General features: G+C 68.1%; 27 protein-coding genes. 13 read left to right on the plus strand and 14 right to left on the minus strand.

Annotated elements, in window-relative coordinates; genetic code table 11:
* The first annotated feature begins 142 nt into the window (after positions 1–142).
* From HF690_RS03335 to HF690_RS03380, 10 genes are all read left to right on the plus strand, one after another.
* Positions 143–829, plus strand: coding sequence for a response regulator (locus HF690_RS03335; protein WP_113065322.1), 687 nt, complete (start codon positions 143–145; stop codon positions 827–829).
* An 89-nt stretch (positions 830–918) separates the two neighbouring features.
* Complete coding sequence (locus HF690_RS03340) at positions 919–2,253, plus strand: sensor histidine kinase (RefSeq protein WP_168608536.1); 1,335 nt, start codon at positions 919–921, stop codon at positions 2,251–2,253.
* Positions 2,250–3,695: an efflux transporter outer membrane subunit gene (locus HF690_RS03345; protein WP_205300786.1), complete on the plus strand. Its 1,446-nt coding sequence runs from the start codon at positions 2,250–2,252 to the stop codon at positions 3,693–3,695. The genes HF690_RS03340 and HF690_RS03345 overlap by 4 nt, the downstream gene beginning before the upstream one ends.
* Positions 3,695–4,825, plus strand: coding sequence for an ABC transporter permease (locus HF690_RS03350; protein WP_168608421.1), 1,131 nt, complete (start codon positions 3,695–3,697; stop codon positions 4,823–4,825). Before HF690_RS03345 ends, HF690_RS03350 begins: the two co-directional genes overlap by 1 nt.
* A gap of 4 nt (positions 4,826–4,829) precedes the next feature.
* Positions 4,830–5,570 carry an ABC transporter ATP-binding protein gene (locus HF690_RS03355; protein WP_168608422.1) on the plus strand — a complete coding sequence of 247 codons (741 nt, stop codon included), beginning with the start codon at positions 4,830–4,832 and terminating at the stop codon, positions 5,568–5,570.
* Entirely contained in the window at positions 5,567–6,493 is a 927-nt protein-coding gene (locus HF690_RS03360) for an HlyD family secretion protein (RefSeq protein ID WP_168608423.1), read from the plus strand. Before HF690_RS03355 ends, HF690_RS03360 begins: the two co-directional genes overlap by 4 nt.
* An 87-nt stretch (positions 6,494–6,580) precedes the next feature.
* On the plus strand, positions 6,581–7,429 hold the full coding sequence (locus tag HF690_RS03365) for an alpha/beta hydrolase (RefSeq protein WP_113065327.1): 849 nt from the start codon (positions 6,581–6,583) through the stop codon (positions 7,427–7,429).
* Between the two features lie 21 nt (positions 7,430–7,450).
* Complete coding sequence (locus tag HF690_RS03370; protein ID WP_113065328.1) at positions 7,451–7,810, plus strand: EamA family transporter; 360 nt, start codon at positions 7,451–7,453, stop codon at positions 7,808–7,810.
* Entirely contained in the window at positions 7,807–8,187 is a 381-nt protein-coding gene (locus HF690_RS03375) for an EamA family transporter (protein WP_168608424.1), read from the plus strand. Before HF690_RS03370 ends, HF690_RS03375 begins: the two co-directional genes overlap by 4 nt.
* Positions 8,171–9,388, plus strand: coding sequence for a DegT/DnrJ/EryC1/StrS family aminotransferase (locus HF690_RS03380; RefSeq protein WP_168608425.1), 1,218 nt, complete (start codon positions 8,171–8,173; stop codon positions 9,386–9,388). The genes HF690_RS03375 and HF690_RS03380 overlap by 17 nt, the downstream gene beginning before the upstream one ends.
* 10 nt (positions 9,389–9,398) lie before the next feature.
* Here the strand turns inward: HF690_RS03380 and HF690_RS03385 are convergent, their stop codons facing one another.
* Both HF690_RS03385 and HF690_RS03390 read right to left on the minus strand, forming a co-directional pair.
* Entirely contained in the window at positions 9,399–10,280 is an 882-nt protein-coding gene (locus HF690_RS03385) for an arginase family protein (RefSeq protein WP_425495894.1), read from the minus strand.
* Positions 10,255–11,334, minus strand: a complete 1,080-nt coding sequence (locus HF690_RS03390) for a peptidogalycan biosysnthesis protein (protein WP_113065330.1) — start codon at positions 11,332–11,334, stop codon at positions 10,255–10,257. Before HF690_RS03390 ends, HF690_RS03385 begins: the two co-directional genes overlap by 26 nt.
* Positions 11,335–11,443: 109 nt before the next feature.
* Between HF690_RS03390 and HF690_RS03395 the strand changes: the two genes are divergently transcribed.
* Positions 11,444–11,722, plus strand: a complete 279-nt coding sequence (locus tag HF690_RS03395) for an acyl carrier protein (RefSeq protein ID WP_113065331.1) — start codon at positions 11,444–11,446, stop codon at positions 11,720–11,722.
* A 41-nt stretch (positions 11,723–11,763) separates the two neighbouring features.
* Positions 11,764–12,984, plus strand: a complete 1,221-nt coding sequence (locus HF690_RS03400; RefSeq protein WP_168608426.1) for a beta-ketoacyl-[acyl-carrier-protein] synthase family protein — start codon at positions 11,764–11,766, stop codon at positions 12,982–12,984.
* Positions 12,985–13,080: 96 nt separating this feature from the next.
* Here HF690_RS03400 and HF690_RS03405 read toward each other — a convergent pair whose 3' ends face one another.
* The 12 genes from HF690_RS03405 to HF690_RS03460 form a co-directional block, all read right to left on the minus strand.
* A complete protein-coding gene (locus tag HF690_RS03405; RefSeq protein ID WP_113065333.1) occupies positions 13,081–14,478 on the minus strand; it encodes an aspartate aminotransferase family protein in 1,398 nt (465 codons plus the stop codon).
* An 11-nt stretch (positions 14,479–14,489) separates the two neighbouring features.
* Positions 14,490–15,179, minus strand: a complete 690-nt coding sequence (locus HF690_RS03410) for an MtnX-like HAD-IB family phosphatase (protein WP_205300788.1) — start codon at positions 15,177–15,179, stop codon at positions 14,490–14,492.
* A 255-nt stretch (positions 15,180–15,434) separates the two neighbouring features.
* Complete coding sequence (locus HF690_RS03415; protein WP_113065335.1) at positions 15,435–15,755, minus strand: non-heme iron oxygenase ferredoxin subunit; 321 nt, start codon at positions 15,753–15,755, stop codon at positions 15,435–15,437.
* Complete coding sequence (locus HF690_RS03420) at positions 15,752–16,303, minus strand: GNAT family N-acetyltransferase (protein ID WP_425495900.1); 552 nt, start codon at positions 16,301–16,303, stop codon at positions 15,752–15,754. Before HF690_RS03420 ends, HF690_RS03415 begins: the two co-directional genes overlap by 4 nt.
* Positions 16,304–16,354: 51 nt before the next feature.
* Positions 16,355–18,148, minus strand: a complete 1,794-nt coding sequence (locus HF690_RS03425) for an amidase (protein ID WP_205300789.1) — start codon at positions 18,146–18,148, stop codon at positions 16,355–16,357.
* 167 nt (positions 18,149–18,315) lie between these two features.
* On the minus strand, positions 18,316–19,566 hold the full coding sequence (locus HF690_RS03430; RefSeq protein WP_113065338.1) for an aminotransferase class V-fold PLP-dependent enzyme: 1,251 nt from the start codon (positions 19,564–19,566) through the stop codon (positions 18,316–18,318).
* 32 nt (positions 19,567–19,598) lie between these two features.
* Complete coding sequence (locus HF690_RS14970) at positions 19,599–19,955, minus strand: cupin domain-containing protein (RefSeq protein ID WP_113065339.1); 357 nt, start codon at positions 19,953–19,955, stop codon at positions 19,599–19,601.
* The gene (gene sufD / locus HF690_RS03440; RefSeq protein WP_168608430.1) at positions 19,952–21,277 is read right to left on the minus strand and encodes a Fe-S cluster assembly protein SufD; all 1,326 of its coding nucleotides are present in this window, start codon (positions 21,275–21,277) and stop codon (positions 19,952–19,954) included. The genes HF690_RS14970 and sufD overlap by 4 nt, the downstream gene beginning before the upstream one ends.
* Positions 21,277–22,041, minus strand: a complete 765-nt coding sequence (gene sufC, locus HF690_RS03445) for a Fe-S cluster assembly ATPase SufC (protein ID WP_168608539.1) — start codon at positions 22,039–22,041, stop codon at positions 21,277–21,279. The genes sufD and sufC overlap by 1 nt, the downstream gene beginning before the upstream one ends.
* Positions 22,042–22,046: 5 nt before the next feature.
* Positions 22,047–22,694 (minus strand): class I SAM-dependent methyltransferase, encoded by a 648-nt coding sequence (locus tag HF690_RS03450; protein WP_168608431.1) that lies wholly within the window; start codon positions 22,692–22,694, stop codon positions 22,047–22,049.
* The gene (gene sufB, locus HF690_RS03455) at positions 22,691–24,163 is read right to left on the minus strand and encodes a Fe-S cluster assembly protein SufB (protein ID WP_168608432.1); all 1,473 of its coding nucleotides are present in this window, start codon (positions 24,161–24,163) and stop codon (positions 22,691–22,693) included. Before sufB ends, HF690_RS03450 begins: the two co-directional genes overlap by 4 nt.
* Entirely contained in the window at positions 24,160–24,618 is a 459-nt protein-coding gene (locus tag HF690_RS03460; RefSeq protein WP_113065344.1) for an SUF system Fe-S cluster assembly regulator, read from the minus strand. Before HF690_RS03460 ends, sufB begins: the two co-directional genes overlap by 4 nt.
* Positions 24,619–24,851: 233 nt before the next feature.
* Between HF690_RS03460 and HF690_RS03465 the strand changes: the two genes are divergently transcribed.
* The gene (locus tag HF690_RS03465; RefSeq protein WP_113065345.1) at positions 24,852–25,190 is read left to right on the plus strand and encodes a P-II family nitrogen regulator; all 339 of its coding nucleotides are present in this window, start codon (positions 24,852–24,854) and stop codon (positions 25,188–25,190) included.
* Positions 25,191–25,202: the final 12 nt, after the last annotated feature.

Consider the following 25,202-nt stretch of genomic DNA (forward strand, 5'->3'; position numbering starts at 1 on the left):
TGGACCTCGTGCGGACTGGAGAAGCTATGCTTCGAAAGCAGTTCCTAAGCTTTGCCGCGTAGCGTGCGTATCCGATGTGTCCCCCACGGATGCAGAAGGTCCGCGACGCCCCCACGTCGCATTCATGGCGAGATCACAGCCATTGCGAGTCCTGGTTGCCGAAGACGACGATGCCATCGCCGCTGGCCTGAGTGCCGGCCTGCGGGAGAGCGGCCATCATGTCGACCACGTCGACTCCGGCCGCCAGGCTGATTGCGCACTGCTCGATCATGCCTACGACTTCCTGGTCCTGGATCTGGGACTGCCCGGCATGGACGGCGCCGAAGTGCTGCGTCGCCTGCGCCAGCGTGGCAGCGAACTCTCGGTGCTGGTGGTCACGGCGCGGGACGATGTCGACGAACGGGTCCGCGTACTCGATCTGGGCGCCGACGACTACCTGGTGAAGCCCTTCGCGCTGAACGAATTCGCGGCGCGGACTCGCGCCTTGCTGCGCCGACGCACGCATCACGGCACGCCCGAATTGAGCGTCGGTCGCCTGCGGCTGGATCTCCCCGGCCGCCGCGCGTGGGTCGACACCGACCCGCTGGAACTCACCGCGCGCGAATTCGGCCTGATCGAAGCGCTGGCGCTGCGCCAGGATCGGCTCATCAGCCGCGCGCAGCTGATCGAATCGCTGTGCAGTTGGGACCAGGACCTGACCGACAACGGCCTGGACATCGCCGTGCACCGGTTGCGCCGCAAATTGCGCGGCAGCGGCGCGCGCGTCCGCACGGTGCGCGGGCTCGGTTACCTGCTCGAGGAAGGCGACGACCCGAAGGGCAACGCGTGACTCCGTCCGTATCCGCTGCACCCCTGCCGACGCCAACGCGGTCGCGACCGAGCCTGCGCCGACGCCTGCTCGCGTTCCTGCTCATCCCGATGCTGGTCCTGCTGCTGCTGGACGCCATGCTGACCTACGCCGTGGCGCTGTCGTACTCCAACCATGTGCACGACCGCGACCTCGCCGGCGACGCCCAGTCCATCGCGGCCCTGCTGCAGCACGACGCACTGCCCGGCGAAATCTCCGCGCAGGCGCGCTTCCTGCTCGACTACGATCCCGCCGGCCGCAACTACTTCGACATCCGCAGTCGCCAGCACGGACTGGTCAGCGGCAACGGCCACCTGCACGGACCGACCGTCCACGCGCACATCGGCCAGGCGCCGATCCTGTTCGACACCCGGCTCGGCCACACTCCGCTGCGCGCGGCCACGGTGGCGATTCCCGATCCGCGCCATGCGCAGGACGTGCTGGACATCACCGTCGCGGAAACCCTGCACGACCGGCACATGATCGCGCGCGAAATCCTGCTGCTCAGCGTGTCCCTGCAACTGCTGCTCATGCTTCTGCTGCTGGGACTGGTCTGGTTCGGCGTGGACGTCGGCCTGCGCGGACTGGAACCGCTGACCCGTCGCCTGGCGCGACGTGAACGCACACTGGCACCGATCGACGACAGTGATGTCCCCCGCGAACTGCTGCCGCTGACCCGCACCATCGACACCCTGTTCGGACGCCTGCGCGGACTGATGGCACTGCAGGAACGCTTCATCGCCGACGCCGCGCACCAGTTGCGCACACCGCTGACCGGACTGTCCCTGCACGTGGAGCGGGCGCAGGCCCACGCCCACGACCCGGCACTGCGCGATGCGTTGCACCACATCGAGCGGCTCAATGCGCGCGCCGCTCGCACTGCGCGCCAGCTGCTGGCGCTGACGCGGGCGCAGACTCCGCACGAAGACGAGCAGGACCGCGCCATCATCGATCTCGGCACGCTTGTTCCCGAGACCGTCGGCGACCGCGTCCACGAAGCCATCGCCGCGGGCGTCGACCTCGGCTACGAGGGCACCACCGAGGCGACGCCGATTCTCGGCAACGCCGGCGCCTTGCGCGAGCTGCTCGACAATCTGCTCGACAACGCCCTGCGCTACGCCGGTCGCGACGGCCAGGTCACCGTCAGTCTGCGAGCGGCCGATGCCGATGGCGGTCCCCGGATCATCGTCGAGGACGACGGTCCCGGCGTCGCCGACGAGTTCCTGTCACGCTTGGGCGAACGCTTCTTCCGCACGCCCACCTCGCACGGCGACGGCACCGGACTTGGCCTGGCCATCGTGCAACGCATTGCGGAACGTCACGCAGCCAGCGTGGTCTACGCTCGCGCCCCGTCTGGAGGATTGTTGGTGGATATTCGTTTTCCTGCCATGAGCATTACGGCATGAATGCACGCAGGACCCTGTTCGTGCAGGCACGTCGCCTGCTGCTCCCTGTACTGGCCGCATCGGGCATGACGTTGCTCGGCGGCTGCATCAACACGCCCCTGCCAAAGCTCGACCACGCGCTTCCCGCCCACTGGCGGCACGCAACCGCCACACCCGCGAAAAGGCCACCGGCCGACCTGCACGACTGGTGGAAGACTTTCCATGATCCGCTGATCAACCACCTGGTCGATCAGGCGTTGACCGGCAATCTGGATGTCGCCATGGCGCGCGAGCGCCTGCTCGCTGCGCGCGCGCTGTATCAAACCCGCCATGCGCCCGTCCTGCCGAGCCTGCGCGTGCGCACGGACGATCCGGTCGACCCCGATGCCTCGTCTTCGTATTTCGTGATCGGCTTCGACGCCACCTGGGAACTGGGTCTTTTCGGCCGCGCTCAGGGCATCAGTCGGGTCGCCGCGGGGCACTTGTTCGCCGCACGTGCGACGCTGCGCGATGCACGCGTGTCGCTGGTCGCCGAAGTCGTTCGTGAAGCGATCGCGCTGCGCTCGGCGCAGGCCAGCGAGCGCTGCCTGCAACAGATTCTCCGCGCACGCCAGCGGCAGGCGGCGCTGGTGCGCCGTCGCGTGCAACTCACGCTGGCCGACCGCAGCGACCAGGCGCGCGCGGATGCCGCCGCGGACACCGCACGCGCCGCACTCGCGCAGCCGCGCATGGAGATCCAGCACGCCGCCCAACGCTTGGCACTGTTGCTCGGCAAGAACGAACCCGATCCGGCCTGGCTGCATCCGGGCGCACAGCCCCGACTCGGTCCGACCGGTCCCGTCGCAGCGCCGGCATCCTTGCTGCGCACCCGGCCAGGCATTGCGCAAGCCGAGGCGAACGTGGTGGAAGCGGCGGGCGAACTCGGCATCGCGCACGCCGACCTGTATCCGCACATCGGCTTCGGCGCCTCGATGCTGTGGTCGACGAACATCGCCACCTACAAGCACGACGGGGGCACCAACGCGATCGGCACACTGGGACCGATCATCGACATCCCGCTGTTCGACTGGGGCATGCGCATCTCGCACGACCACGCACAGTCGCACCGCCTGCGCGCTGCAGTGATGGCCTACCGCAAGGCCGTACTCGCCGGCGTCGCCGACGTCGAGAACGCGCTCGGCGATCTGCAGCAGCAACGCCAGCGCGAACGCGCCGACGCTCGTGCCGCGGATGCGTGGCGGCGCGCCAGCGGCTCTCAGCGCGTGCGTCGACGGCTCGGCCTGTCCAGCGACCTCGACACCATCGATGCGCGTGTCGCCTACGAACGCGCGCGGCTCGAACTCGTGGCGGCGAGACAGGATCGCGATCTCGCCTATGTCGCGCTGTACAAGGCGCTGGGCGGCGCGCCGCCACTGCCGGCCCGCGACGACCACGCCGCCACCGCGCACCCGGAGACGCACTGATGGTGGCCCTGGCGCGCAAGACGCTGATCTACGAATGGCGGCGCTTTCTGCCCGCGGTACTCGCGGTGGGCTTCGCCGGCCTGCTGCAGTTGCTGCAGGCCGCGCTGGTGCTGGGCATCTTCGGCGGCGCGGCGGTCTACATCACCGGTTCCAGCGGCAACCTGTGGGTCGGCTACCCCGGCACGCAAAGCGTCGACCAGGGACGCGGCATCTCGCCCGACGTGGCGACGCTGCTGTACATGCAGCCGGAAGTGACCCGCGTCGAGCCGTTCCTCTGGGTCGACGGCGACTGGCGCGGCGGCGGCACCGGCGGCGTTTCGGTGTTCGTCTCCGGTATCGACCCCGGTCCGCACGGCCTGATGTTCGCCCACGCCCTGTCGCCCTCGCTGCGCGAGCGGCTGCGCGAACCCGATGCGGTCATCGTCGATCGCGCGGACCTCGACAAGCTCGGTGTCGGCATCGGCGGCAGCGCCAGCATCAACGGACACCGTGTGCACGTGGTCGGCGTCGCCAGCGGCCTGCGCGCGCTGGGCGGCGTCAACGTGGTCGCCTCGTTGGACACGGCGCGGCGACTGGACAGCGACCCGAGCGACGTCGGTCGCCCGACCTATCTGGTCGCCCGTCTGCGCGACCCGAAGCAGGCCGCGCAGATCGCCCGCACGCTGAACGGCCGTCACGGCTTCGGCCCCTACCGCGTGTGGACGGCCAAACACTTCGCCCGCCGCACCATGCTGTTCTGGCTATTCGACACCGGCGCCGGCGCCGGCGTGCTGTTCCTGGCCGGCATCGTGTTCCTGGTCGGCGCCGTCATCACCAGCCAGGCGCTGGCCGCGGCGGTGATCGGCTCGATCCGCGAATACGCCACGCTCAACGCACTCGGCGTCGGCGTGCGCGCCCTGCGCTGGGTAATCCTCGAAGAAGCGCTGTGGGTCGGTGCGCTGGGGCTGGCCGGCGCGGCCATTCTCGGCAGCCTGCTGATTCTGCTGGCACGCCGCGAGGACGTGCCAGTGGTGCTGAACCTCCCGGTGACGCTTGCCTGCGTGTTCCTGGTCCTGGCGCTGGCCGTCGTCTCCGGCCTGGGTTCCATGCGCAGCCTGCGCCGCGCCGATCCCGCCACGCTGCTGCGGTGATCCGATGAATACCGTCACCTCGCCCTCGCTGGAAGCCCGTCATGTGTGCAAGTCGTTTCGCGCCGGACGCATCGTGTCGACCGTCCTGGACGACTTGTCGCTGCACGTGGACGCCGGCGAACTGACCCTGATCTGCGGCCCCTCCGGCTGCGGCAAGAGCACGCTGCTGTCGATCCTCAGCGGCCTGCAGCCGGCCGACAGCGGCCATGTCCACGCGCTCGGGGAATCCCTCGACGACATGGACAAGCGTGCGCTGGAGCGCTTCCGGCTGCTGCACACCGGCTTCGTATTCCAGGGCTTCAACCTGTTCCCCGCGCTGACCGCCTTCGAGCAGGTTGCGCTGCCGCTCGGCTACCTCGGTCTGAAGCGCGACATCGTCCGCGCCAGGGCACGGACCGCGCTGGACGAGGTCGGCCTGGGACCACGCATGCACCTGCGCCCCGCCGAGCTCTCCGGCGGCGAGAAACAGCGCGTCGCCATCGCCCGCGCACTGGCCAAGGAACCGGCGCTGCTGTTCGCCGACGAACCGACCAGCTCGCTCGATGCCGCCAACGGGCAGATGGTCATCGACATGCTGCACCGGATCGCCCGCCGCCACGGCACCACGGTGCTGTGCGTCAGTCACGACCCGCGCCTGATCGGCCACGCCGACCGCCTGCTGACCATGGAGGACGGCCACATTCTCGAAGATCGACGCCCCTCGGCGACCGACACCGTCCACCCCATCTCCGGAGCGTCCCGATGATTCGTTCGCAGACTTCCTTCCTGTTGCTGACCGCGCTGGTCACGGGCATGCTCGGCGCCTGTTCGCACCCGCAGAACGATGCCCAGACGCCGGCTGCTCACGAGACGCCGAAGTACGCCGCCGTGGCGCGCGGACGCATCGACATCGAGGCCGGGCTGCTGCCGCTCGACGCCTCTGTGTCCGGCGTGGTCGCGCACGTGAAGGTCCACACCGGCGACCGCGTGAAGCGCGGCGAGGTGCTGGCGAAACTGCACACCGACCAGGCACAGGCCGCCGTGACCGTGGCCCGTGGCACACTGCAGCAGGCACAGGCGCAGGCACGCCTGATCGCCGCCAAGCGCAAGGCCGCCCGGCATCAGGCCGGACTGCTGGCCAAGGCCGCAGCCGCCGGCGCGGACTCGGGCCAGCACGCCGCCGCCGCCGCCGAACACGTGACCGAACTCGACGCCCAGGCTGCTTCGGCCCAGGCCGCCGTGACCGTGGCGCAGGGTCACCTGCAGCAGGCCGAACGCGTGCTGCAACTGCACACGATCCGCGCTCCGCGCGATGCTCAGATCGTCGACGTCGCCACGCAGCCGGGACAGACCGTATCGCCGCAGAGCGGACCATTGTTCCACCTGCTGCCGGACGCACCGCGCATCGTCGTGGCCGAACTCGACAGCACGTTCGCCGACCGGGTCCATGCCGGCATGCAGGCCGAGATCGTACTCGACGACGACAGCGCGCAGTCGCTGGGCCGCGCTCACGTGATCGAGGTTGGCCAGGTCTACGAGACCGCGCGTCTGGACGGCGACAGCCCGCAGCGCGGACACGCGCGCACGGTACGCTGCCTGCTGCGATTCGATCACGCCGTGGCGCGGCGCATCGGCCAGCGCGTGCTGGTGCGCTTCCTGAAAGGCACCGGCCCGAGCACGCACGGCTGAGCACGCGCGTCTGAAAGGTTGCCGAAACCGCCGCGTGCGATGTTGCGAGGGGCGCACTGCGCCGTCCGATTCCGTTCGCGAGACAACATGATCGAGAAGGTCGACTTCCTGTTCGAAGGCGGACCCCGCGGGGTGCTGCTGATCCACGGCCTGACCGGCACGCCCGCCGAAATGCGCCTGCTGGGCAAGGGCCTGCATCGCGCCGGCTTCACCGTGCACGGCATGCAGCTGGCCGGACACTGCGGCGACGAGGACGACCTTCTCGCCACCGATTGGCACGACTGGTACGCCAGCGTGCAGGACGCCGCCGATGCCCTGCAACAGCGATGCACACAGGTCTTCGTGGCCGGCCTGTCCATGGGCGCGCTGCTGGCGCTGCTGCTGGCCGCGGACCGCCCCGACCACATTCACGGCGTGGGCGTCCTCGGCGCGACGTTCCGCTACGACGGCTGGAGCATTCCGCGACTCGGTCGCCTGTCCTTCCTGCTTCCGCTGGTGAAAAAACTGGGCATCGGCCGCCACCGCTGCTTCATGGAGCAGCCGCCCTACGGCTTGCGCGACGAACGCATCCGCGCCACCGTCAGCGCGGCCATGCTGGGCGGCGACAGCGCCGCCGCCGGCCTGCCCGGCAATCCCTGGCACTCGCTGGCCGACATGTATCTGCTCGCCGCGCACACCCGTCGGCGACTGCCTCAGGTCCAGGCGCCCTGCTTCATCGCGCACGCCACCGAGGACGACGTTGCCAGTCTGCAGTCGAACGCCATGCTGGTGCACGACCGCGTGTCCGGTCCCGTGGAAATGCTGCCGCTGGAGGATAGCTACCACATGATTACCATCGACCGGCAACGCCGCCTGCTGCATGCACGCCTGAGCGCCTTCTTCGACCGCCACGCCACGGCACCGGACGCCGACGCGCCCCTGGCCAGCGTGGCCTGAGCGCCCTGCAGACTGCCTGCCATGCAACCGACCGTCTTTTCCCTGTGGCTGCTGACCGTGGTGCTGGACACCGTGGGGCAGCTGGCCTTCAAGGCCGCCGCCGGCGATCCCGAGGCGGGCGACGGCCTGGCCCGCTGGCGCCACATGCTGGCGCGACCGTGGATCTGGCTCGGCGGCGTCTGCTATGTCTTCGAATTCCTGGCCTGGATCGCCTTCCTGACGCTGGTGCCGCTCGGACGCGGTCTGCTGCTGGGCTGCATCAACATCGTGGCGATCATGCTCGCCGGTCGGCTGCTGTTCGGCGAGACACTGACGCCCCGACGCGTGACCGGCATGGTGCTGATCACGCTCGGCGTCGCCCTGGTCGGAGCCGGCCTGTGAAGCGCTTCTACTTGATCGGATTCGGCGCGCTGCTCACGTTCGACACGCTGGCGCAGATCTGCTTCAAGCTGGCCGGCATGCATGCGCTGCCGCTGCAGCCGAATCTCGCCTGGCTGCTGCGCCTGTTCGCCCACCCGTGGGTGTACGGCGCCGTCATCGGCTACCTGGGCGCGTTCTTCACCTGGATGACGCTGCTCAAGCATGCGCCGATCGGCCCGGCGTTCGCCGCCTCGCACCTGGAAGTGGTGACGGGCCTGCTGCTGGCAGTGCCGATCTTCGGCGAGCACATCACGCCCGTGCAGGGACTCGGCGCCATCGCCATCGTCGGCGGCATTCTCGTTCTGGCCAAGGGCGAAGGCGATGCCGCACCGGACTGACCGCCGCGAGATCCCGCCCACAGCCGGGCTGCCGCTGCAGTTCGGCGACCTGTACGGCCGCGCGGACCCACTGCCTCATGCTCTTGCCCCCTTCCTCGGCACCACCGACGCGCTGACGACCTGCTCGGGCACGGCCGCGCTGGTCGTGGCGCTGCGCGCGCTGGCTTCGATCAGTGAACGCCGCGAAGTGATCGTGCCGGCCTACACCTGCCCGCTGGTCGCCATTGCGGTCGCCCACTGCCATCTGCAACTCGTGCTGTGCGACACCCTGCCCGGACACTTCGCGCTGGACCCCGAGTCACTACAGCGGCTCGCCGGCCCGGAGACGCTGGCCGTCGTGCCCGCGCACCTGGGCGGATGCCCGGTCGATCTCGGCGAGGTGTGCGCCATCGCCCACGCCGTCGGCGCACGTGTGATCGAGGACGCCGCGCAGGCGCTCGGCGCCCGCCACGCCGACGGCACGCCCGCTGGCATGGCGGGCGACATCGGGCTGTACAGCCTCGCCGCCGGCAAGGGACTGAGCACCTACGAAGGCGGACTACTGGTCACGCGCGATGCAAACCTGCGCGACGTGCTGCACGCCAGCGCGCGGGACACGCTGCCGCAGCGCTTCGGATGGGAGTTCCGGCGCAGCATCGAACTGCTCGGTTACGGGCTGCTGTACCGCCCACGCGGCCTGCGACTGGCCTACGGCGCGCCGCTGCGCCGCGCCCTGCGTCGCGGCGATCCGGTCGACGCAGTCGGCGACCGGTTCCCGATGGAGATCCCGCTGCATCGACTCGGACGCTGGCGTCAGCGCGTCGCAGCGCGCGCGGCCAAGCGTCTGCCGGCGTTCCTGCATCGAACACGCACGCAGGCCATGCAGCGGCGGGCACGTCTGGACGCCCTGCCCGGCCTGCGCGTGCTCGACACACCACCCGGCGCACAGGGCACCTGGCCGTTCTTTCTGCTGCTGTGCGATGACGCGGCCACGCGCGACGCGATCATGGCTGCCCTGTGGACGAGCGGTCTCGGCGTCAGCCGGCTGTTCATCCACGCGCTGCCGGACTACGCCGATCTGACAACGATTCTGCCTGCGGCGACCACACCGCACGCACGGGACTTCGCCGCACGCAGCTTCACATTGACCAACAGTCCATGGCTGGACGACGCACGCTTCGAACGCGTCGTCCGACAACTGCGCGCCACACTAAGCGGGTGACCGCGCAGGCTCAGCCCGCGCGCCGGGCGGCGTCGATGACCGTCAGCAGACGCCGGTTCACCGCATGCTGCTGTGCCTGCCAGGCGGCCAGGTCCGCGTCCGAAACCGGCGGCTGCCGATCCAGTGCGGACAGGACGCGCTTCCACCACTGCGCGTAGCGCGCCATCGACACCTCGCCGGTGACGTCGCTACCGACAAGACGACCGTCCAGCGCGCGGATCGCCGCATGCAGATCGTGTTCGCGCAGACAGCCCTGGTCCCAGTTGGTGCGTGCGTCCTCGGGACTCAGCACGTCCTTGTCGATGGACAGATAGACCGGCGTCTCGCTGCGCGCCATCTCCGTACGGAAAGTCTGCAGCAGCGACGGCACGTCCGCGAAGTTGCGGAACGCGGCGCCCAGCCCCACCGCACGCGCCCAACCGGTGCGCGCGCCGATGGACCAGTAGGTCAGGCGCCCCCGCCGCAGCGGACCGAGATGATTTTCCCAGGCATGGACCGGGCCGATGTCCGACGAAGTGATACCGACCACGTGCACGTGCAGCACGTTGGGCAGCTGCGTGACATCGCGCACCCACGAACCGCAATGCACGCCGAAGGCGAACCGCATGTTGTCGGGATGGTTGTCGAAGACCACCACCTCCAGCGGCCCATGCTGCAACGCGGCGCGCTCGATCAGCGGCAGGCTCAGGTGATGGAAGTCGCCGCTGCCGGTGAAGAACGTACCGCCCTCGCGCGGCAGCAGCTCGCCCAGCCGCTGCGCGAAGCCGCGCAGCTGACGCCGGCTGCAAGCGAAACGCAGCGGCGCGTTCCAATGCGCGAGCGGCACCACCACCGCCTGCGGCAGGGTGTCCACGGAGCCATCCAGATCAAGCACCACCGGGCGCATGCGCATGCTTTTCCTCGTACCAGTGACGGTCGCTTTCGAAATGCCGCGAGAGCCGCTTCAGCGCCCCGCGCAGCAAAAGATTTCGCGGACGCACCGCGTGCCGCGTGAAGGTCATGCGGGCGCCGAGATGGGCCTTCACCTCCGGATCGGTCCAGCCGGCGATGTAACGACGCAGGCCCTGCGTCCGCGCGTATTCGAGATTGTGCATCCAGCTCACCGCGTACAGATTGCATTCGCGCGCCTGCGGATAGGCGAAGCCCACGTACTTGTCGACCAGCGCATCGCCGTGGCGGTAGCACAGGTTCCAGCCGATCATCTCGCCCTCGCGCCGGTAGACGAAGACCACGCCACCGCTGTCGCCGTCCTGGAGCACGTCACGGAAGAACGCCTCGGTCAGGCGGTCGAAATGGATCTCGCTCTGCGCATAGACGGCGGCGTACAACCGCATGAACGCAGCGCGCACCTGCGGATCGCCGAAGCGCGGATCGCCCGTCGCCACGGTCTCCACCTGCAGTTGCTCACGAGCGCGCAGTTTGCGGCGAATATCCTTGCGCGCACCTTTCGACAGGCGCGCCAGATACGCGTCGACGTTTTCGAAATCGATCGGCACCCAGGCCAGCGCCTGCCCTTCCAGCAGCACGAAGCCGCGGTCGGCACAGGCTTCGGCGAAGGCGTCGCACCAGGCGTTGCCGTGCGCATCGAGCAGCGGCGAATCCTGCGGAATGTCCTTGACGATGAGGAACGGACATTCGCGCCCGTGCGTGTCGACGAGTTCCCCTGCCAGCGCGGCCGGATCGGCAGACGCCGGCAACCAGGCGTACTCGCTGACCGTGGTGCCGACGAAACGCGTGCGCGGCTGCAGCCAGCGCGACCAGCGGCGATAGCCGGGCAGACCGCTCACTCGCGCGCGCAGCGCCGGGTCGGCGGTGGTCAGGAGGTCGAACGGCGCGACGAAGCCCGGCATGCCGCCGACGACCGTGTCGGCGGCGAAGTCTTCCGGCGGATGCCGCAGGAAATGCCGCACCAGGGCCTCGGGTTCCAATTGCGATACGAAAGGCATGTGCAAGATTGCCTGACTAGATTGCGGGATACACGACGGCTACGCCGCCGTCCTTGCGCCACTGCGGCGCGGATGCGGCGGCACGGCGGTCCCCGCTGGGAGTCCCCACATGAACGCATCCGTACAAGAGCAAGTTTTCAAGATCATCGCCGAACACGGCAAGGTCGACGTCGACCAGGTCACCCCCGAGTCGACACTGAAGGATCTGAACATCGCGTCCCTCGAAGCGATCGAGATCATCTTCGACATCGAGGAGCACTTCGACATCAACATGCCCGACCGCGACCCGGACTTCGACGCCGACTCGGCCAAGGGCCTGGTCGACGCGGTCGAGGAAGCGCTCGCCGCGAAACAGGACGGAGCCGCCGACGCCGGCGCCAAGGCCTGACCCGGACGACCGTCCGCCCCCTCCGAAAACAGGAAACGCACATGCGACGCATCGTCATCACCGGCATGGGCGCGATCAGCGCTTGTGGCATGGGCGCCGAGCCGCTCTGGCAGGCCATGCGCGACGGCCGCAGCGCGATCGCGCCGCTGGTCTCGCCCGATCCCGCCGCGCAACTGCGCATGAAGGTCGCCGCGCAACTGCGGGATTTCGACCCGACCGCGCATTTCGACAGCGCGCGCCTCGGCCTGCTCGACCGCACCGGCCAGATGTGTCTGGTCGCCGCGCGCGAGGCAGTCGCCCAGGCCGGCATCGACTTCGGCCGCGACGGTCTGGCGGCGCGCACGGCCACGGTGATCGGCACCGGCGTCGGCGGCGAGATCGCTCGCGACGAGCAGGGCCGGAAGGTCCACGGCGAGGGTTCCTCGCGCGTGCACCCACTGTCCATCGTGCGCATGATGCCGAACGCGCCGGCCAGCCATCTCAGCATCGAGTTCGGCGTCACCGGACCGGCCTTCGGCGTGGTCAGTGCCTGCGCATCCTCGAACCACGCCGTGATCCAGGCCGCCGCCATGCTGCGCAGCGGCCTCGTCGACGCTGCGTTGGTCGGCGGCACCGAATCGTGCTTCAGCCTGCCCGGCCTGCGCGCCTGGGAAGCCATGCGCGTAGTCGCCGACGACACCTGCCGGCCGTTCTGCAAGCAGCGCCGCGGCATGGTGCTGGCCGAAGGCGCGGGCGTGTTCGTGCTGGAGACGCTGGAGCATGCCCGCGCGCGCGGCGCGACGATCCTGGCCGAGTTGGCCGGCTTCGGCATGAGCGCGGACGCCGGTGACATTGTCGCGCCCTCGGCGGACGGCGCAGCGCAGGCCATCCGCGCCGCACTCGACGACGCCGGTCTGGCGCCGGAGCAAGTCGGCTACATCAACGCCCACGGCACCGCGACGCCGGCCAACGATCCGACCGAGACGCGCGCCATCCGCCAGGTCTTCGGCGCGCATGCCGAACGGCTGGCCGTATCCTCGACCAAGGGCGTGCACGGCCACGCACTGGGCGCCGCCGGCGCGCTGGAACTCATCGCGGCCATCGGCGCGCTGCGCGAAGACATCCTGCCACCCACGGCGAACTTCCTCGACGCCGATCCTGCCTGCGACCTGGACTACGTGCCCAACACGGCGCGCGCGCAGCGCGTCGACGCGGTGCTGTCCAACTCGTTCGCCTTCGGCGGTCTCAACGCCGTACTGGCGCTGCGCCGCTGCGAGGACTGAGCGCCGACCTGCACCACTGCACAAAGCAAGGCCCCGGCGCGAACGCCGGGGCAGACTTGCAGCGGACTCCCCCATCATGCCTTGCACCGGGCGCGCTCAGGCAGCGCGCTTGGCCTTGGTCAGCAGCTGGTCCAGCAGCGCGATGCCGAGGTCGATCTCCTCGGTGGTGATGTGCAACGACGGCGCCAGCGTGATGACATTCTTGTAGTAGCCGCCGATATCCAGCACCAGACCGATCTTCTTGCCGTTGTGCTCCAGCTCGCCGGCCAGACCGATGTCGACCATGCGATCGACCAGCGCCTTGTTCGGCGTGAAGCCGTCCTCGGTGCAGATCTCGCAACGCAGCGCCAGGCCCAGGCCGTCGACGTCGCCGATCTCCTTGTGCCGCTTCTGCAGGTCCTGCAGACCCTCCAGGAAATGCGCGCCCTTGGCCATGACCATGGCTTCGTAGTCGGTCTCGTGCATCATGCGCAGCGCCTCCAGCCCGACCGCGGTGCCCAGCGGGTTGGCGTTGAAGGTCGAATGCGTGGAACCCGGCGGGAACACCTCGGGATTGATCAGCTCTTCGCGCGCCCACAGGCCCGACAGTGGATTGAGGCCATTGGTCAGCGCCTTGCCGAAGACGATCATGTCCGGCGTCACGCCGAAGTGCTCGATGGACCACAGCTTGCCGGTGCGGAAGAAGCCCATCTGGATCTCATCGGACACCATCAGGATGCCGTACTGGTCCAGCACCTTCTTCAGGCCCTTGAAGTAGTTCATCGGCGGAACGATGTAGCCGCCGGTGCCCTGCAGCGGCTCGATGTAGAACGCCGCGTACTCGCACTCGCCGACCTTCGGGTCCCACACGCCGTGGTACTCGGTCTCGAACAAGCGCGCGAACTCGGCCACCAGATGCTCGCCGTACTCTTCCTTGTCCATGCCCTTGGGGCGGCGGAACGGATACGGATACGGCAGGAACATCGCGCGCTCGCCGAAGTGGCCGTAGCGGCGGCGGTAGCGGTAGCTGGAGGTGATCGCCGACGCGCCCAGGGTACGGCCGTGATAACCGCCCTCGAAGGCGAACATCAGGCTCTTGCCACCGGTGTAGTTGCGCACGATCTTCAGCGAATCCTCCACCGCCTGCGCGCCGCCGACGTTGAAGTGCACACGCCCCGGCAGACCGAACTTGCGCTCGGCGTCGACGGCGATGGTCCGGGCCAGCTCGATCTTCTCGCGGTGCAGATACTGGCTGGCGACCTGCGGCAGGTGATCGATCTGGCGCTTCAGCGCATCGTTCAGACGCGGATTGGCGTAGCCGAAGTTCACCGCCGAGTACCACATCTGCAAATCCAGGAACGGCGTCCCGGCGGTGTCGTACATGTAGCTGCCTTCGCAGCGGTCGAACAGCTTCGGCGGATCGGTGTAGTGGACGGTGTCGCCGAAGGAGCAGTATTTCGCCTCGTCGGCCAGCAGGGCCTCGTCGGTCTCGGTCGCGGTCTCGGGGACCCGCATTGCAACGGTATTCATGCCAGATGGACTCGCAGGGGGAAGAGTTCGGGGAAGGTGTCGCCGAGCCGCTCCGGCAGCGTGTCGAGCAGTGCGCACGCGTCGGAGAAATCGACGATGGTCCGGTGCGGGATGCCCGCGCGCCGGCAATGGGAAATCAGTTTCTTCTTGGCGAACACGTAATCGGCGATGCCGGCGACGCAGAAGTCGGACTGGCCGTCGCCGATCATCAGCACCTTTTCGTGGCCGCGCGCGATCGCGCACTTGCACGTGCCGCTGGCGGCGGCGCAGGCGACGTCGGCATGCGGCGAGTTCAGTTGCCAGCCGCGCTCGCCGTCGTGCAGCAGGCGGTTGGCGCGAACCGGAAGGTCGCCCAGGCCGTGGCGCGCCAGGATGCGGCGGATCGCGTAGTCCAGGCCGTCGCTGACGACCTGCACCGCCATGCCGCGGCGCTGCGCTTCGGCCACGAAGCCGGGAAAGGCGGGATCGATGGGCAGGGCATCGAGCGCCGCGTCGACCTCGTCCAGCGAGGCGTCGATCAGCGCGATCTGCGCCGTCATGCACTCGCGCGAACCGATGGCACCGTCACGCCAGCGCGCTTCGATCGCCTCCCATTCGGGAAGCGCGAAACGACTCAGCAGTGCATCGGTGACATCGTCGAGGGCGATGGTGCCGTCGAAGTCACACAGAATGGTCCAGTCGTGCAAGGCAGCGGTTCCGCAGCAGTTCGATGGGCTTTCAGCCTAGAACCGCATTCTTTCGACGCCCTTTCCCGCTCCTGCCGCCGCACAGAGGTACTCAGCCCGTCTTCAGCCGAACCGTCGTGCAGCGTGAAACGGACGCGATTCCCTGTCTAGCAGCCGTCCGCATGCTCGAACCCTGCCTGCTCCACGCAGCATCGACCGTCACGGACGAAGCATGTCCACGACGAAACCATGCGCGTGCCGCCCGCGCGACGAATCTCAGTCGAAACGGTCGTCCCGCGTCCAGATCACGCCGTCTTCCTGCTTGACCGGGAAGCAGGCGATCGGCTCGTAGGCCGGCGGACAGGTCGGCTTGCCCGAACGCACGTCGAAACGCGCACCGTGCCGCGGGCATTCGACCTCGAAACCGTGCACCTCGCCACCGGCGAGGTCGCCGCCATCATGCGTGCAGGTGTCCTCGACCGCGTAGTAATCGCCGTCGATGTTGTAGACCGCGATCGGCGTGTCGCCGTCCCACACCACCTTGAACTCGCCCGGCAGCAGTTCGCCGCTGGGACCGACCTCGATCCACTCGCTCATGCGGCGTGCTCCTCGGAAAGGGGCTTGGACAGCCATTCGAAGCGCAGATCATCGCGCTTGGGGATGCCGAAGCGTTCGTCGCCGTAGGGGAATGGCGCGTGCTCGCCGGTGCGCCGGTAGCCGCGACGCTCGTACCAGGCGATGAGGTCGTCGCGCACGTCGATGACGGTCATGCGCACCTCGCGGCAGTGCAGGTCGTCGCGCAGACGGCGTTCGGCCTCGGCCAGCACCGCGCGCCCCAGGCCGCCGCCCTGGCGTCCCGGCTGCACGGCAAACATGCCGAAGTAGCCGAAATCGCCCTTGCGCTCGATGTGGCAGCAGGCCAGCAGTATGCCGTCCTGCTCGGTCAGCAGTACCTGACTGCCGGCGCGTTCGATGTCAGCGGCGACGCCCTCGGGATCGATGCGCTGGCCGTCCAGCAAGTCGGCCTCGGTGGTCCAGCCGACGCGACTGGCGTCGCCGCGATAGGCCGATTCCACCAGCGCCACGATGGCGGGGATGTCCGCGCGCTGCGCGGCGCGGAAACTGAGGGAAAGCTCGTTCGTCATAGCCGCCATGATAGCGTCCGCGCGGCCGGATCGGCCACGCGGACGCTGCGGTCAGAATCCGGACGGACGCTCGTGCGCGACCTTCAGCTTGCGCTCCATGGCGCGCCCGACGCGGGCGATCACGCCTTCCTCGAACAGGCGGCCGACCAGCGTCACGCCGTACGGCACGCGACGCGGCGGCGAGAAGCGCGGCAGCGGATGTGCCGGATCGGGCGCCCAGTCGCTGCGCGCCTGCGAGATGTGCACGAAACCGGTGCGCAGGGTCAGCGACGGCTGCCCGGTCATGTTGCTGATGACCATCATGTCGTCGCGCATGGACGGAATCAGCAGCAGGTCGACTTCAGACATGAGTTCCGCCATCGCCTGGGCGACCTTGCGCCGCAGACGGTCGGCCTGCACGTAGTCCACCGCCGACAGGAAGCGCGACTCACGGAACAGGTTCGGCCAGGCGTCCGGCGTCTGTACGGTCAGCTCGGCGTCCTTGCCGCTCAGGGTCAGCTCCTCGAACGCCGCCGCGGCCTCGGCGAACAGCAACAGGTTGAGCGAGTCGTAGGGCCAGTCCGGCAACGAGACCGGCTTGGTTTCCAGTCCCAGTTCGCGCAGGGTCTTCACGGCGTCGCGATCCAGCTCGGTGGCCGGCGCTTCCTTCATCCAGTCCGGGAAGTAGCCGACCCTCAGCCCCTTCACCGACGCGCCGGCGTCGTAGTCCAGTCGGCTCGGCACACTGTAGACGTCACCCGCGTCCGGTCCGGTGATGGCGTGCAGGATCAGCATGGTGTCTTCGACCGAACGCGTCAGCGGGCCGAGCTTGTCCATGGTCCAGCACAGCGTCATCGCGCCGGTGCGCGGCACGCGGCCGAAGGTCGGGCGCAGACCGGTGACGCCGCAGCGCATCGCCGGATCGATGATGCTGCCCTGGGTCTCGCTGCCGATGGCGAAGGCCACCAGACCCGCGCCGGTCGCCGAGCCCGGCCCCGCGCTGGAGCCGCCGGAGCCCTCTTCCGGCACCCACGGATTCATGGTCTGCCCGCCGAACCAGATGTCATTCAGCGCCAGCGCGCCCATGCTGAGCTTGGCCACCATCACCGCGCCGGCGTCGTGGAGCCGCTTCACCACCGCCGCGTCTTCCTTCGGCACGCGGTCGCGGAACGGCTCGGCGCCGTAGGTGGTGCGGATGTCAGCGGTGTCCAGCAGATCCTTGCCGCCCCAGGGAATGCCGTGTAGCGGACCGCGGTACTTGCCGGCGGCGATTTCGCGATCGGCCTGACGCGCCTGCTTCAGCGCGTGGTCTTCCAGCAGCGTGATGACGCAGCGCAGCTTCGGATTGAAACGCTTGATACGCGCGATGTAGATCCTGGTCAGGCGCTCGGACGTGAGCCTGCCGCTGCGGATCCACTGGCTCAGCTGGACTACGCTGGAGAAGGCGATGTCCTCGTCGCGCGTCGGAAGCGGGCCGGCGTCGTCCATGGCTGGCTGGAAACGGTCCGCGGCAGGGCCGACCGCATGACCGGGCAGCTGCGGATTCCACACCGTGGCTGGCGCCAGACTGTCCTCCAGCGCCACCTTGTTCGGCCCCGTGCGGCGCTCCAGCACGCCCGCCATCGACGTGCGCCAGCTCGACGCGGCCTGTTCGCGCTGCGCCGGAGTCATGCGGACCTGCACCAACTTCTCGGCCTGCGCGAAGGTCATGTCGGTGACCTCCGGACCGGCACCGGCGCCGTCGTTGAAGGTCGGCGCCGTGCCCGGCACATTCTTCGTGGTGGCCTGGGCCTGGAGCTTGAAGGCAGCGAAGGCGCCCAGCACGCCGATGGGCAGGCGGGTCAGAAACTGGCGACGCGATTTCATGGACATTCCCCAACAGGGCGCGTCCGCTGCTCCAGCCACGCATGCCGGCCGCTGGACGACGCGCCGGTGATCGGTGGCGTCCATGTGCTCCCTGGACTGCGTGCTTCCGGCCGGCCTCGAGCTTCAGAGCATAGCGCATGCCCGAGCCGCTGGACGCCCGATGCGGATCAGGCCAGCAGCTTGCGCACCTTGGCCAGCGCCTCGATGAAACGGTCGATCTCCTCGCGCGTATTGTAGAACGCCATCGAGGCGCGCGCCGTGGCCGGCACGCCGTAGAAGTCCATCAGCGGATGCGCGCAATGATGCCCCGAACGCACGGCCACGCCCTCGAGATCGAGCATGGTCGCCAGATCGTGCGACTGCACGCCGTCGATCAGGAACGAGATCACCGCCGCCTTGTGCGCGGCCTCGCCGAAGATGCGCAGCCCCGGCACCTGCTTGAAGGCCTCCGTGGCGTACTCGAGCAGCGCCTGCTCGGTCGCCGCGACCCGTTCCATGCCGAGGCCGGAGAGGTATTCGGCGGCTGCGCCCAGACCGATGAAGCCGGCGATGTTGGGCGTACCGGCCTCGAACTTGTGCGGCGGATCGGCGAACTCGGTGCCGGAGAAGCGCACCTTGCGGATCATGTCGCCGCCACCGAAGAACGGCGGCATGGACTGCAGATGCTCGGGTCGGGCCCACAGCACGCCGGTGCCGGTGGGGCCGGCCATCTTGTGTCCGGTGATGGCGTAGAAATCGCAGCCGATCGACTTCACGTCCAGCGGCAGATGCGGCGCCGCCTGCGAACCGTCGATCAGCGAAGGGATGCCGCGCTCGCGGCAGGCCCTGGCCAGCTCGCGCACCGGATTGACCGTGCCCAGCACATTGGAGACATGGGTGAACGCGGCCAGCTTCACGTCCGGCGTCAGCTGCTCGACGAACTGCTCGACGATCAGCTCGCCCGCCTCGTTGATCGGTGCCACCTTCAACGTCGCACCGGTGCGTTCGCACACCAGCTGCCACGGCACGATGTTGGCGTGGTGCTCCATGGTCGTGACCAGGATGGTATCGCCGGGCTTCAGGCGCGGCAGCGCGAAACTGTAGGCCACCAGATTGATGGCGTGCGTGGTCCCGGAGGTGAACACCAGCTCGTCGCGGCTGTTGGCGCCGAGAAACTTCGCCAGAATGTCGCGCGCGCCTTCGTAGGCGGTGGTTGCTTCCTCGCCGAGCGCGTGCACCGCGCGCGCCACGTTGGCGTTGAAGCGGCTGTAATAGGCATCGACCGCATCGATCACCGCCTGCGGCTTCTGCCCCGTATTCGCGCTGTCCAGATACACCAGCGGCTTGCCGTGAACTTCGCGCGCGAGCACCGGGAAATCGGCGCGGATGGCGGACGGATCGAGCGGCTGGACCGGAGCTGGAGCTGACTTGGCGTTCATGACGGACTCGTGTGGGGAAACGGGAAATCGACCTACGGCGCGACGTCGCGATCACCGTGACTCTTCGGCGCCGACACGACGAGGAAGCGTACCGCAGCGCCGGACGCGTTGCGCAGACAATGTGTCGCACCCGGCGGCACGTGCAGTCCCTGTCCGGCACGGAGCCGATGATCAACGCCATCGAGCTCCATCGTCGCCTCGCCTTCCAGCACGTAGAAGAACTGGCGCGCACGGGCATGGCGATGGCGTGTCTCGCTGGCCCCGGACGGCATGCGTTCCTCGATCACGCTGAGGTCGTCGCCGGCCAGCAGATGCCAGCCGTCGCAATCGCCGCCCCAGCGGTAGTGCTCGGCCACGCGCGCGTCGATGACGGGCGTGGCCGAGCTCACGCCGCGGTCTCGCCGCCCGGAAGGCGTTCGGCCAGACGCTCGCCCAGGTGTTCGCACAGGGCTTCGTGATCCAGGTCGTCCAGCGCTGCGCGGCAGAACGCCAGCGTCAGCAGCGTGCGCGCCGCCACCGCCGGAAGTCCGCGCGAGCGCAGATAGAACAGTGCGCGTTCGTCCAGCTGACCGACCGTTGCGCCATGCGCAGCCATCACTTCGTCGGCGTAGATTTCCAGCACTGGCTGCGTGTCGATCTCGGCATGCGGCGACAGCAGCAGGTTCTTGTTGCTGAGCGCGGCGTCGGCGCCGTCGGCGCCCTCGGCCACAGTGATCGCACCGTGGAACACGCCCCGACCGCGCTGATCGGCCACGCCGCGCCACAGCGCATCGGTGGCGGTGTGCTTCGCCACATGCCGGATGTCCAGACGCGTGTCCAGATGCTGCCGACCGCCCGGCAAAAAGACGCCGCGCGTGTCCAGCCGCGCGCCTTCGCCGCGCAGTTCGGCGTCCAGCTCGCGGCGCACCAGACTTCCGCCCAGCTCCATTGCGTGCACGCGCGCGTGCGCATTGGCATCCAGGCGCACGCGATCGCGGCGCATCAGCAGCGCGCCGTCGGCGGCTTCCTGCAGACCGATCCACGCCAGTTTTGCCCTGGCATGCAGCACGATGTCGCTGACCTGCGTGCCCAGGTGCTTGTGCGGGCCAGTGCCGACATGATGCTCGATCAGCGTCAGCGACGCGTCCTCACCCAGCTCGACGATGTTGCGCGCGTGCCAGGCCAGGTCCTCGTCGGCCGGCGTGCCGATCTGCACCAGATGCACCGGCGCGTCGATGCGCGCGCCCTGCGCCACGCGCAGCACCATGCCGTCGCCGGCGAGCGCCGCGTTGAGACGCGTAAAGGCATCAGCCGCCTGCTCACCGCCGCGACTGAGGAAGAAACGCAACGGTTCGGCATCCTCCACGAGCGCCTGAGACAGCGGATGCAGGCGCAACCCCTCCGGCAAGGCGTCCAGCGAGGACAGGTCCGCGCGGAACACGCCATGCACGAATACCAGACGCGGACCGTCCACGCCGGGCAAGACGAAATCCGAGATATCGACCGCACGCGCGGCGGCCTCTGCATCGCCGGTCAGGAACGCGCGGCGCTCGAGCGCACGCAGCGCGGTGTATTTCCAGGCCTCGTTGCGCGCACCCGGAAGCCCCTCGCGCACGAAGGCCTCCAGCTGCTCGCGACGCAAGGCATCCAACCAGGGCAGACCGGCACCGGGCAGGCGCGCCAGCACGTCTGGAGCGCGCTCGGCCTGGGCTTCGACGAACGGCGACGCCATTACGCCGCTCCCGCCGGTTCGCCGTGCTCGGCGACCCAGGCATAGCCGTGCTCTTCAAGCTTGTGCGCCAGGGTCTTGTCGCCGCTCTCGACGATGCGGCCGTCGGCCAGCACATGCACGAAGTCCGGCTCGATGTAGTCGAGCAGGCGCTGGTAGTGCGTGATCAGCAGGAACGAACGCTGCGGGTCGCGCTGTGCGTTGACGCCCTCGGCGACCTGCTTGAGCGCATCGATGTCCAGACCCGAATCGGTCTCGTCCAGGATCGCCAGCTTCGGCTCCAGCAACGCCATCTGGAAGATCTCGTTGCGCTTCTTCTCGCCGCCGGAGAAACCTTCGTTGACGGCGCGGTTGAGCAGGTCCGTCGACAGATTCATGACCTTGAGCTTCTCGCGCACGAGCTTGAGGAACTCCATCGAATCCAGCTCGCTCTCGCCGCGCGCCTTGCGCTGCGCGTTGTAGGCCGCACGCAGGAAATAGGTGTTGTTCACGCCGGGAATCTCGACCGGGTACTGGAACGCCAGGAACACGCCGGCAGCCGCGCGTTCTTCCGGCTCCAGCGCCAGCAGGTCCTGGCCCATGTAGGTCACCGAACCCTCGGTGACTTCATAGCCGTCGCGCCCGGATAGCACATTGCCCAGCGTCGACTTGCCGGCGCCGTTCGGCCCCATGATGGCGTGCACCTCGCCGGGCCCGATCTCCAGCGAAAGGCCCTTGAGAATCTCTTTGCCCTCGACGCGGGCGTGCAGGTTTTCGATTTTCAGCATGGCAGTCATGAGGTCGTGTTTCCGGTTGCGTCATCGCGACGACGCAGGGTCAGATAGGTGAAAGGCTGTTCGGTATCGAACGGAGTGCGATGCACGTCGCGGCACGCGTCAACGCATTCGAAATGCGGCGCGAAACGAGCCGCCAGCGTGCCGGCGTCGTAACGTGCCACGGGCAGGCCGCTGCAACGTTCCGGACCGTCGGCGGCGAAGGTGGCGACAATCACGTATCCCCCTTCGCGCGTGGCGTGGGCGGCGGCATCGAGATAGCGCTGCTGCGCGATGTCCTCGATCAGGAAGTGGAACACCGCGCGGTCGTGCCACAGCGCATAGCGCGCGGCCGGCATCTCGGTTTCGGTGACATCATCAGCCAGCCAGTGCACAGAAGCGGTCTGAGCGCCCAGGCGCGCGCGCGATTGCGCCAGCGCGGCCTCGGACAGATCGAGTACGGTGAGATCACGAAAACCACGATCGAGCAGGTCGTCGACCAGGGTCGAGCGACCGCCGCCGACATCGATCACCGGCGCATCGTGCGGCAGATCCAGCGCGTCGATCGAACGCAGCGAGGCATCCAGGTGCGGCCGATACCAGCTGGTCTGCTGTTCGGAGGTGCCCCGGTAGACCGTCTGCCAGTGGTCCTGGCGCGAGGCGTTCATCCGACCGCGCCTTCCAGCGAGACTTCCAGCAGCTTCTTGGCCTCGACCGCGAATTCCATCGGCAGCTCGCGGAAGACCTGCTTGCAGAAACCGTCGACGATCATCGACACCGCGTTCTCCTCGTCCAGTCCGCGCGCGCGGCAGTAGAACAGCTGGTCGTCGGAGATCTTCGACGTGGTGGCCTCGTGCTCGACGATGGCGGTCGAGTTCTTCACTTCCATGTACGGGAAGGTGTGCGCACCGCAGGTCTTGCCGATCAGCAGCGAATCGCACTGCGTATAGTTGCGCGCGCCCTCGGCGCCCTTCTCGACCTTCACCAACCCGCGGTAGGCGTTGGAACTCTTGCCCGCACTGATGCCCTTGGACACGATCTTCGAACGCGTGCCCTTGCCGACGTGAATCATTTTGGTGCCGGTGTCGGCCTGCTGGTGATGATGGGTCAGCGCCACCGAGTAGAACTCGCCCACCGAGCGGTCGCCCCGCAGCACGCAGCTGGGATACTTCCAGGTGATCGCCGATCCGGTCTCGACCTGGGTCCACGAGATCTTGCTGTCGTCGCCGCGGCAGTCGCCACGCTTGGTGACGAAGTTGTAGATGCCGCCGACGCCGTTCTCGTCGCCCGGATACCAGTTCTGCACGGTCGAATACTTGATGCTGGCCTTCTCCAGCGCGACCAGCTCGACCACCGCCGCATGCAGCTGGTTCTCGTCGCGCATCGGCGCGGTGCAGCCTTCCAGGTACGAAACGTAGGCCTCGTCCTCGGCGATGATCAGGGTGCGCTCAAACTGGCCGGTGTGGCCGGCGTTGATGCGGAAGTACGTGGACAGCTCCATCGGGCAGCGCACGCCCTTGGGAATGAACACGAACGAACCGTCGGAGAAAACGGCCGAGTTCAGCGCCGCGAAGTAGTTGTCGCCGGTCGGCACGACCGTGCCCAGGTACTCGCGCACCAGTTCCGGATGTTCCTTGATGGCTTCGCTCATCGAGCAGAAGATCACGCCGGCCTCGGCCAGTTCCTTGCGGAAGGTGGTGCCGACGGACACCGAATCGAACACCGCATCCACGGCGACGCCGGCCAGACGCGCGCGCTCGTGCAGCGGCACGCCGAGCTTGTCGTAGGTTTCCAACAGCTTCGGATCGACTTCGTCCAGCGACTTCGGCCGATTCTTCGGCGCGGCGTAGTAGCTGATGGCCTGGAAATCGATCGGCGACAGCTTCAGCTTGGCCCAGTCCGGCATCGGCATGGTCAGCCAATGGCGATAGGCCTCCAGTCGCCATTCGGTCATCCACTCGGGCTCTTCCTTCAACGCCGACAGCGCGCGGATGATGTCCTCGTTGAGGCCCGGCGGCAGGCTGTCGGTTTCGATGTCGGTAATGAAGCCCGCGCCGTAACGGCGCGAGAGCGCCTCGACGACCTCGGGGTTGTTCTCGCGAAGCGTGGCTACGTTGTCGCTGCGTTCGGCGGTCATGTGGGGGATTTCCGTGATTCGGCGGGCCGCGGCGCGAACTGCACCGGCTGCGGCGCCGGTTCCAGCATCTCGGCCAGGGTCATGGCGCGCAGAGCCTGCGCCACCACCGTGTTGATGCGCTGCCAGTTGCCGCGCACCGTGCAATAGGATTCGTGGTCGCAGCTGCCGACGCTGACGCTGCACTCGGTCATGCTCAGCGGGCCTTCCATCGCCTCGACGATCTCGGCCAGATTGATACGCCCGGCCTCGCGCGCCAGCCGGTAGCCGCCATTGGCGCCGCGGAACGACTCCACCAGACCGGCATGACCAAGCGTCTTCAACAGCTTGCTGACCGTCGGCAATTCCAGGCGCGCTTCTTCCGCGATCTGCACGGCCGAAAGCACCTCGCCCGGCTGCGAGGCCAGGCAGGTCATCACCACGGTGGCGTAATCGGTCAGGCGGCTGACGCGGAGCATGCAGATTCGGTGGCGGCTAAAACGTACCAAAATGGTACGGATTGCGCCTGCACGGGTCAATCGAAACTCCGCCCCAGCTTGGTGCAAGCATCCGCCGACGGTGCGCACAGCATGGTGCAAATCGGTTGCGCACCGCGCGACGATCACCGCAAGCCATTGATTTCATGGATTGAGATGCGTGGCACACCTCGTGCAAGAGCGGCTGCAGACGCTACCGCCACCGGGGAACAACGATGAAATGGGTCACCGTCATCATCAAGCCGTTCAAGCTCGACGACGTGCGTGAAGCACTCGCCGAAGTCGGCGTGCAGGGACTGACCGTCACCGAAGTGAAGGGCTTCGGTCGACAAAAGGGCCACACCGAGCTCTATCGCGGCGCCGAGTACGTGGTCGATTTCCTGCCCAAGCTGAAACTGGAGATCGCCCTGAGCGACGAGCAGTTGGAGCGAGCCATCGAAGCGATCGTCGGCGCGGCGCGCACCGGCAAGGTCGGCGACGGCAAGGTGTTCGTGTCCGACCTCGAACAGGTGATCCGCATCCGCACCTCCGAAACCGACATCGACGCGCTGTGAGCGCACGCCGAG

It is taken from the genome of Oleiagrimonas citrea, assembly GCF_012395255.1.
GTDB classification, from domain to species: domain Bacteria; phylum Pseudomonadota; class Gammaproteobacteria; order Xanthomonadales; family Rhodanobacteraceae; genus Oleiagrimonas; species Oleiagrimonas citrea.

What these genes read in the sequence shown, in the direction of transcription:
- HF690_RS03345 (WP_205300786.1), top strand. Translation starts at nt 2,250, where the DNA reads ATGAATGCACGCAGGACCCTGTTCGTGCAGGCACGTCGCCTGCTGCTC.
- HF690_RS03420 (WP_425495900.1), bottom strand. Translation starts at nt 16,303, where the DNA reads ATGACGAACGAGCTTTCCCTCAGTTTCCGCGCCGCGCAGCGCGCGGAC.
- HF690_RS03360 (WP_168608423.1), top strand. Translation starts at nt 5,567, where the DNA reads ATGATTCGTTCGCAGACTTCCTTCCTGTTGCTGACCGCGCTGGTCACG.
- HF690_RS03350 (WP_168608421.1), top strand. Translation starts at nt 3,695, where the DNA reads ATGGTGGCCCTGGCGCGCAAGACGCTGATCTACGAATGGCGGCGCTTT.
- HF690_RS03365 (WP_113065327.1), top strand. Translation starts at nt 6,581, where the DNA reads ATGATCGAGAAGGTCGACTTCCTGTTCGAAGGCGGACCCCGCGGGGTG.
- HF690_RS03390 (WP_113065330.1), bottom strand. Translation starts at nt 11,334, where the DNA reads ATGCCTTTCGTATCGCAATTGGAACCCGAGGCCCTGGTGCGGCATTTC.
- HF690_RS03415 (WP_113065335.1), bottom strand. Translation starts at nt 15,755, where the DNA reads ATGAGCGAGTGGATCGAGGTCGGTCCCAGCGGCGAACTGCTGCCGGGC.
- HF690_RS03465 (WP_113065345.1), top strand. Translation starts at nt 24,852, where the DNA reads ATGAAATGGGTCACCGTCATCATCAAGCCGTTCAAGCTCGACGACGTG.
- HF690_RS03340 (WP_168608536.1), top strand. Translation starts at nt 919, where the DNA reads ATGCTGGTCCTGCTGCTGCTGGACGCCATGCTGACCTACGCCGTGGCG.
- HF690_RS03385 (WP_425495894.1), bottom strand. Translation starts at nt 10,280, where the DNA reads ATGCGCATGCGCCCGGTGGTGCTTGATCTGGATGGCTCCGTGGACACC.
- sufC (WP_168608539.1), bottom strand. Translation starts at nt 22,041, where the DNA reads ATGCTGAAAATCGAAAACCTGCACGCCCGCGTCGAGGGCAAAGAGATT.
- HF690_RS03395 (WP_113065331.1), top strand. Translation starts at nt 11,444, where the DNA reads ATGAACGCATCCGTACAAGAGCAAGTTTTCAAGATCATCGCCGAACAC.
- HF690_RS03355 (WP_168608422.1), top strand. Translation starts at nt 4,830, where the DNA reads ATGAATACCGTCACCTCGCCCTCGCTGGAAGCCCGTCATGTGTGCAAG.
- HF690_RS03400 (WP_168608426.1), top strand. Translation starts at nt 11,764, where the DNA reads ATGCGACGCATCGTCATCACCGGCATGGGCGCGATCAGCGCTTGTGGC.
- HF690_RS03380 (WP_168608425.1), top strand. Translation starts at nt 8,171, where the DNA reads ATGCCGCACCGGACTGACCGCCGCGAGATCCCGCCCACAGCCGGGCTG.
- HF690_RS03405 (WP_113065333.1), bottom strand. Translation starts at nt 14,478, where the DNA reads ATGCGGGTCCCCGAGACCGCGACCGAGACCGACGAGGCCCTGCTGGCC.
- HF690_RS03425 (WP_205300789.1), bottom strand. Translation starts at nt 18,148, where the DNA reads ATGAAATCGCGTCGCCAGTTTCTGACCCGCCTGCCCATCGGCGTGCTG.
- sufD (WP_168608430.1), bottom strand. Translation starts at nt 21,277, where the DNA reads ATGGCGTCGCCGTTCGTCGAAGCCCAGGCCGAGCGCGCTCCAGACGTG.
- HF690_RS03430 (WP_113065338.1), bottom strand. Translation starts at nt 19,566, where the DNA reads ATGAACGCCAAGTCAGCTCCAGCTCCGGTCCAGCCGCTCGATCCGTCC.
- HF690_RS03370 (WP_113065328.1), top strand. Translation starts at nt 7,451, where the DNA reads ATGCAACCGACCGTCTTTTCCCTGTGGCTGCTGACCGTGGTGCTGGAC.
- sufB (WP_168608432.1), bottom strand. Translation starts at nt 24,163, where the DNA reads ATGACCGCCGAACGCAGCGACAACGTAGCCACGCTTCGCGAGAACAAC.
- HF690_RS03450 (WP_168608431.1), bottom strand. Translation starts at nt 22,694, where the DNA reads ATGAACGCCTCGCGCCAGGACCACTGGCAGACGGTCTACCGGGGCACC.
- HF690_RS03460 (WP_113065344.1), bottom strand. Translation starts at nt 24,618, where the DNA reads ATGCTCCGCGTCAGCCGCCTGACCGATTACGCCACCGTGGTGATGACC.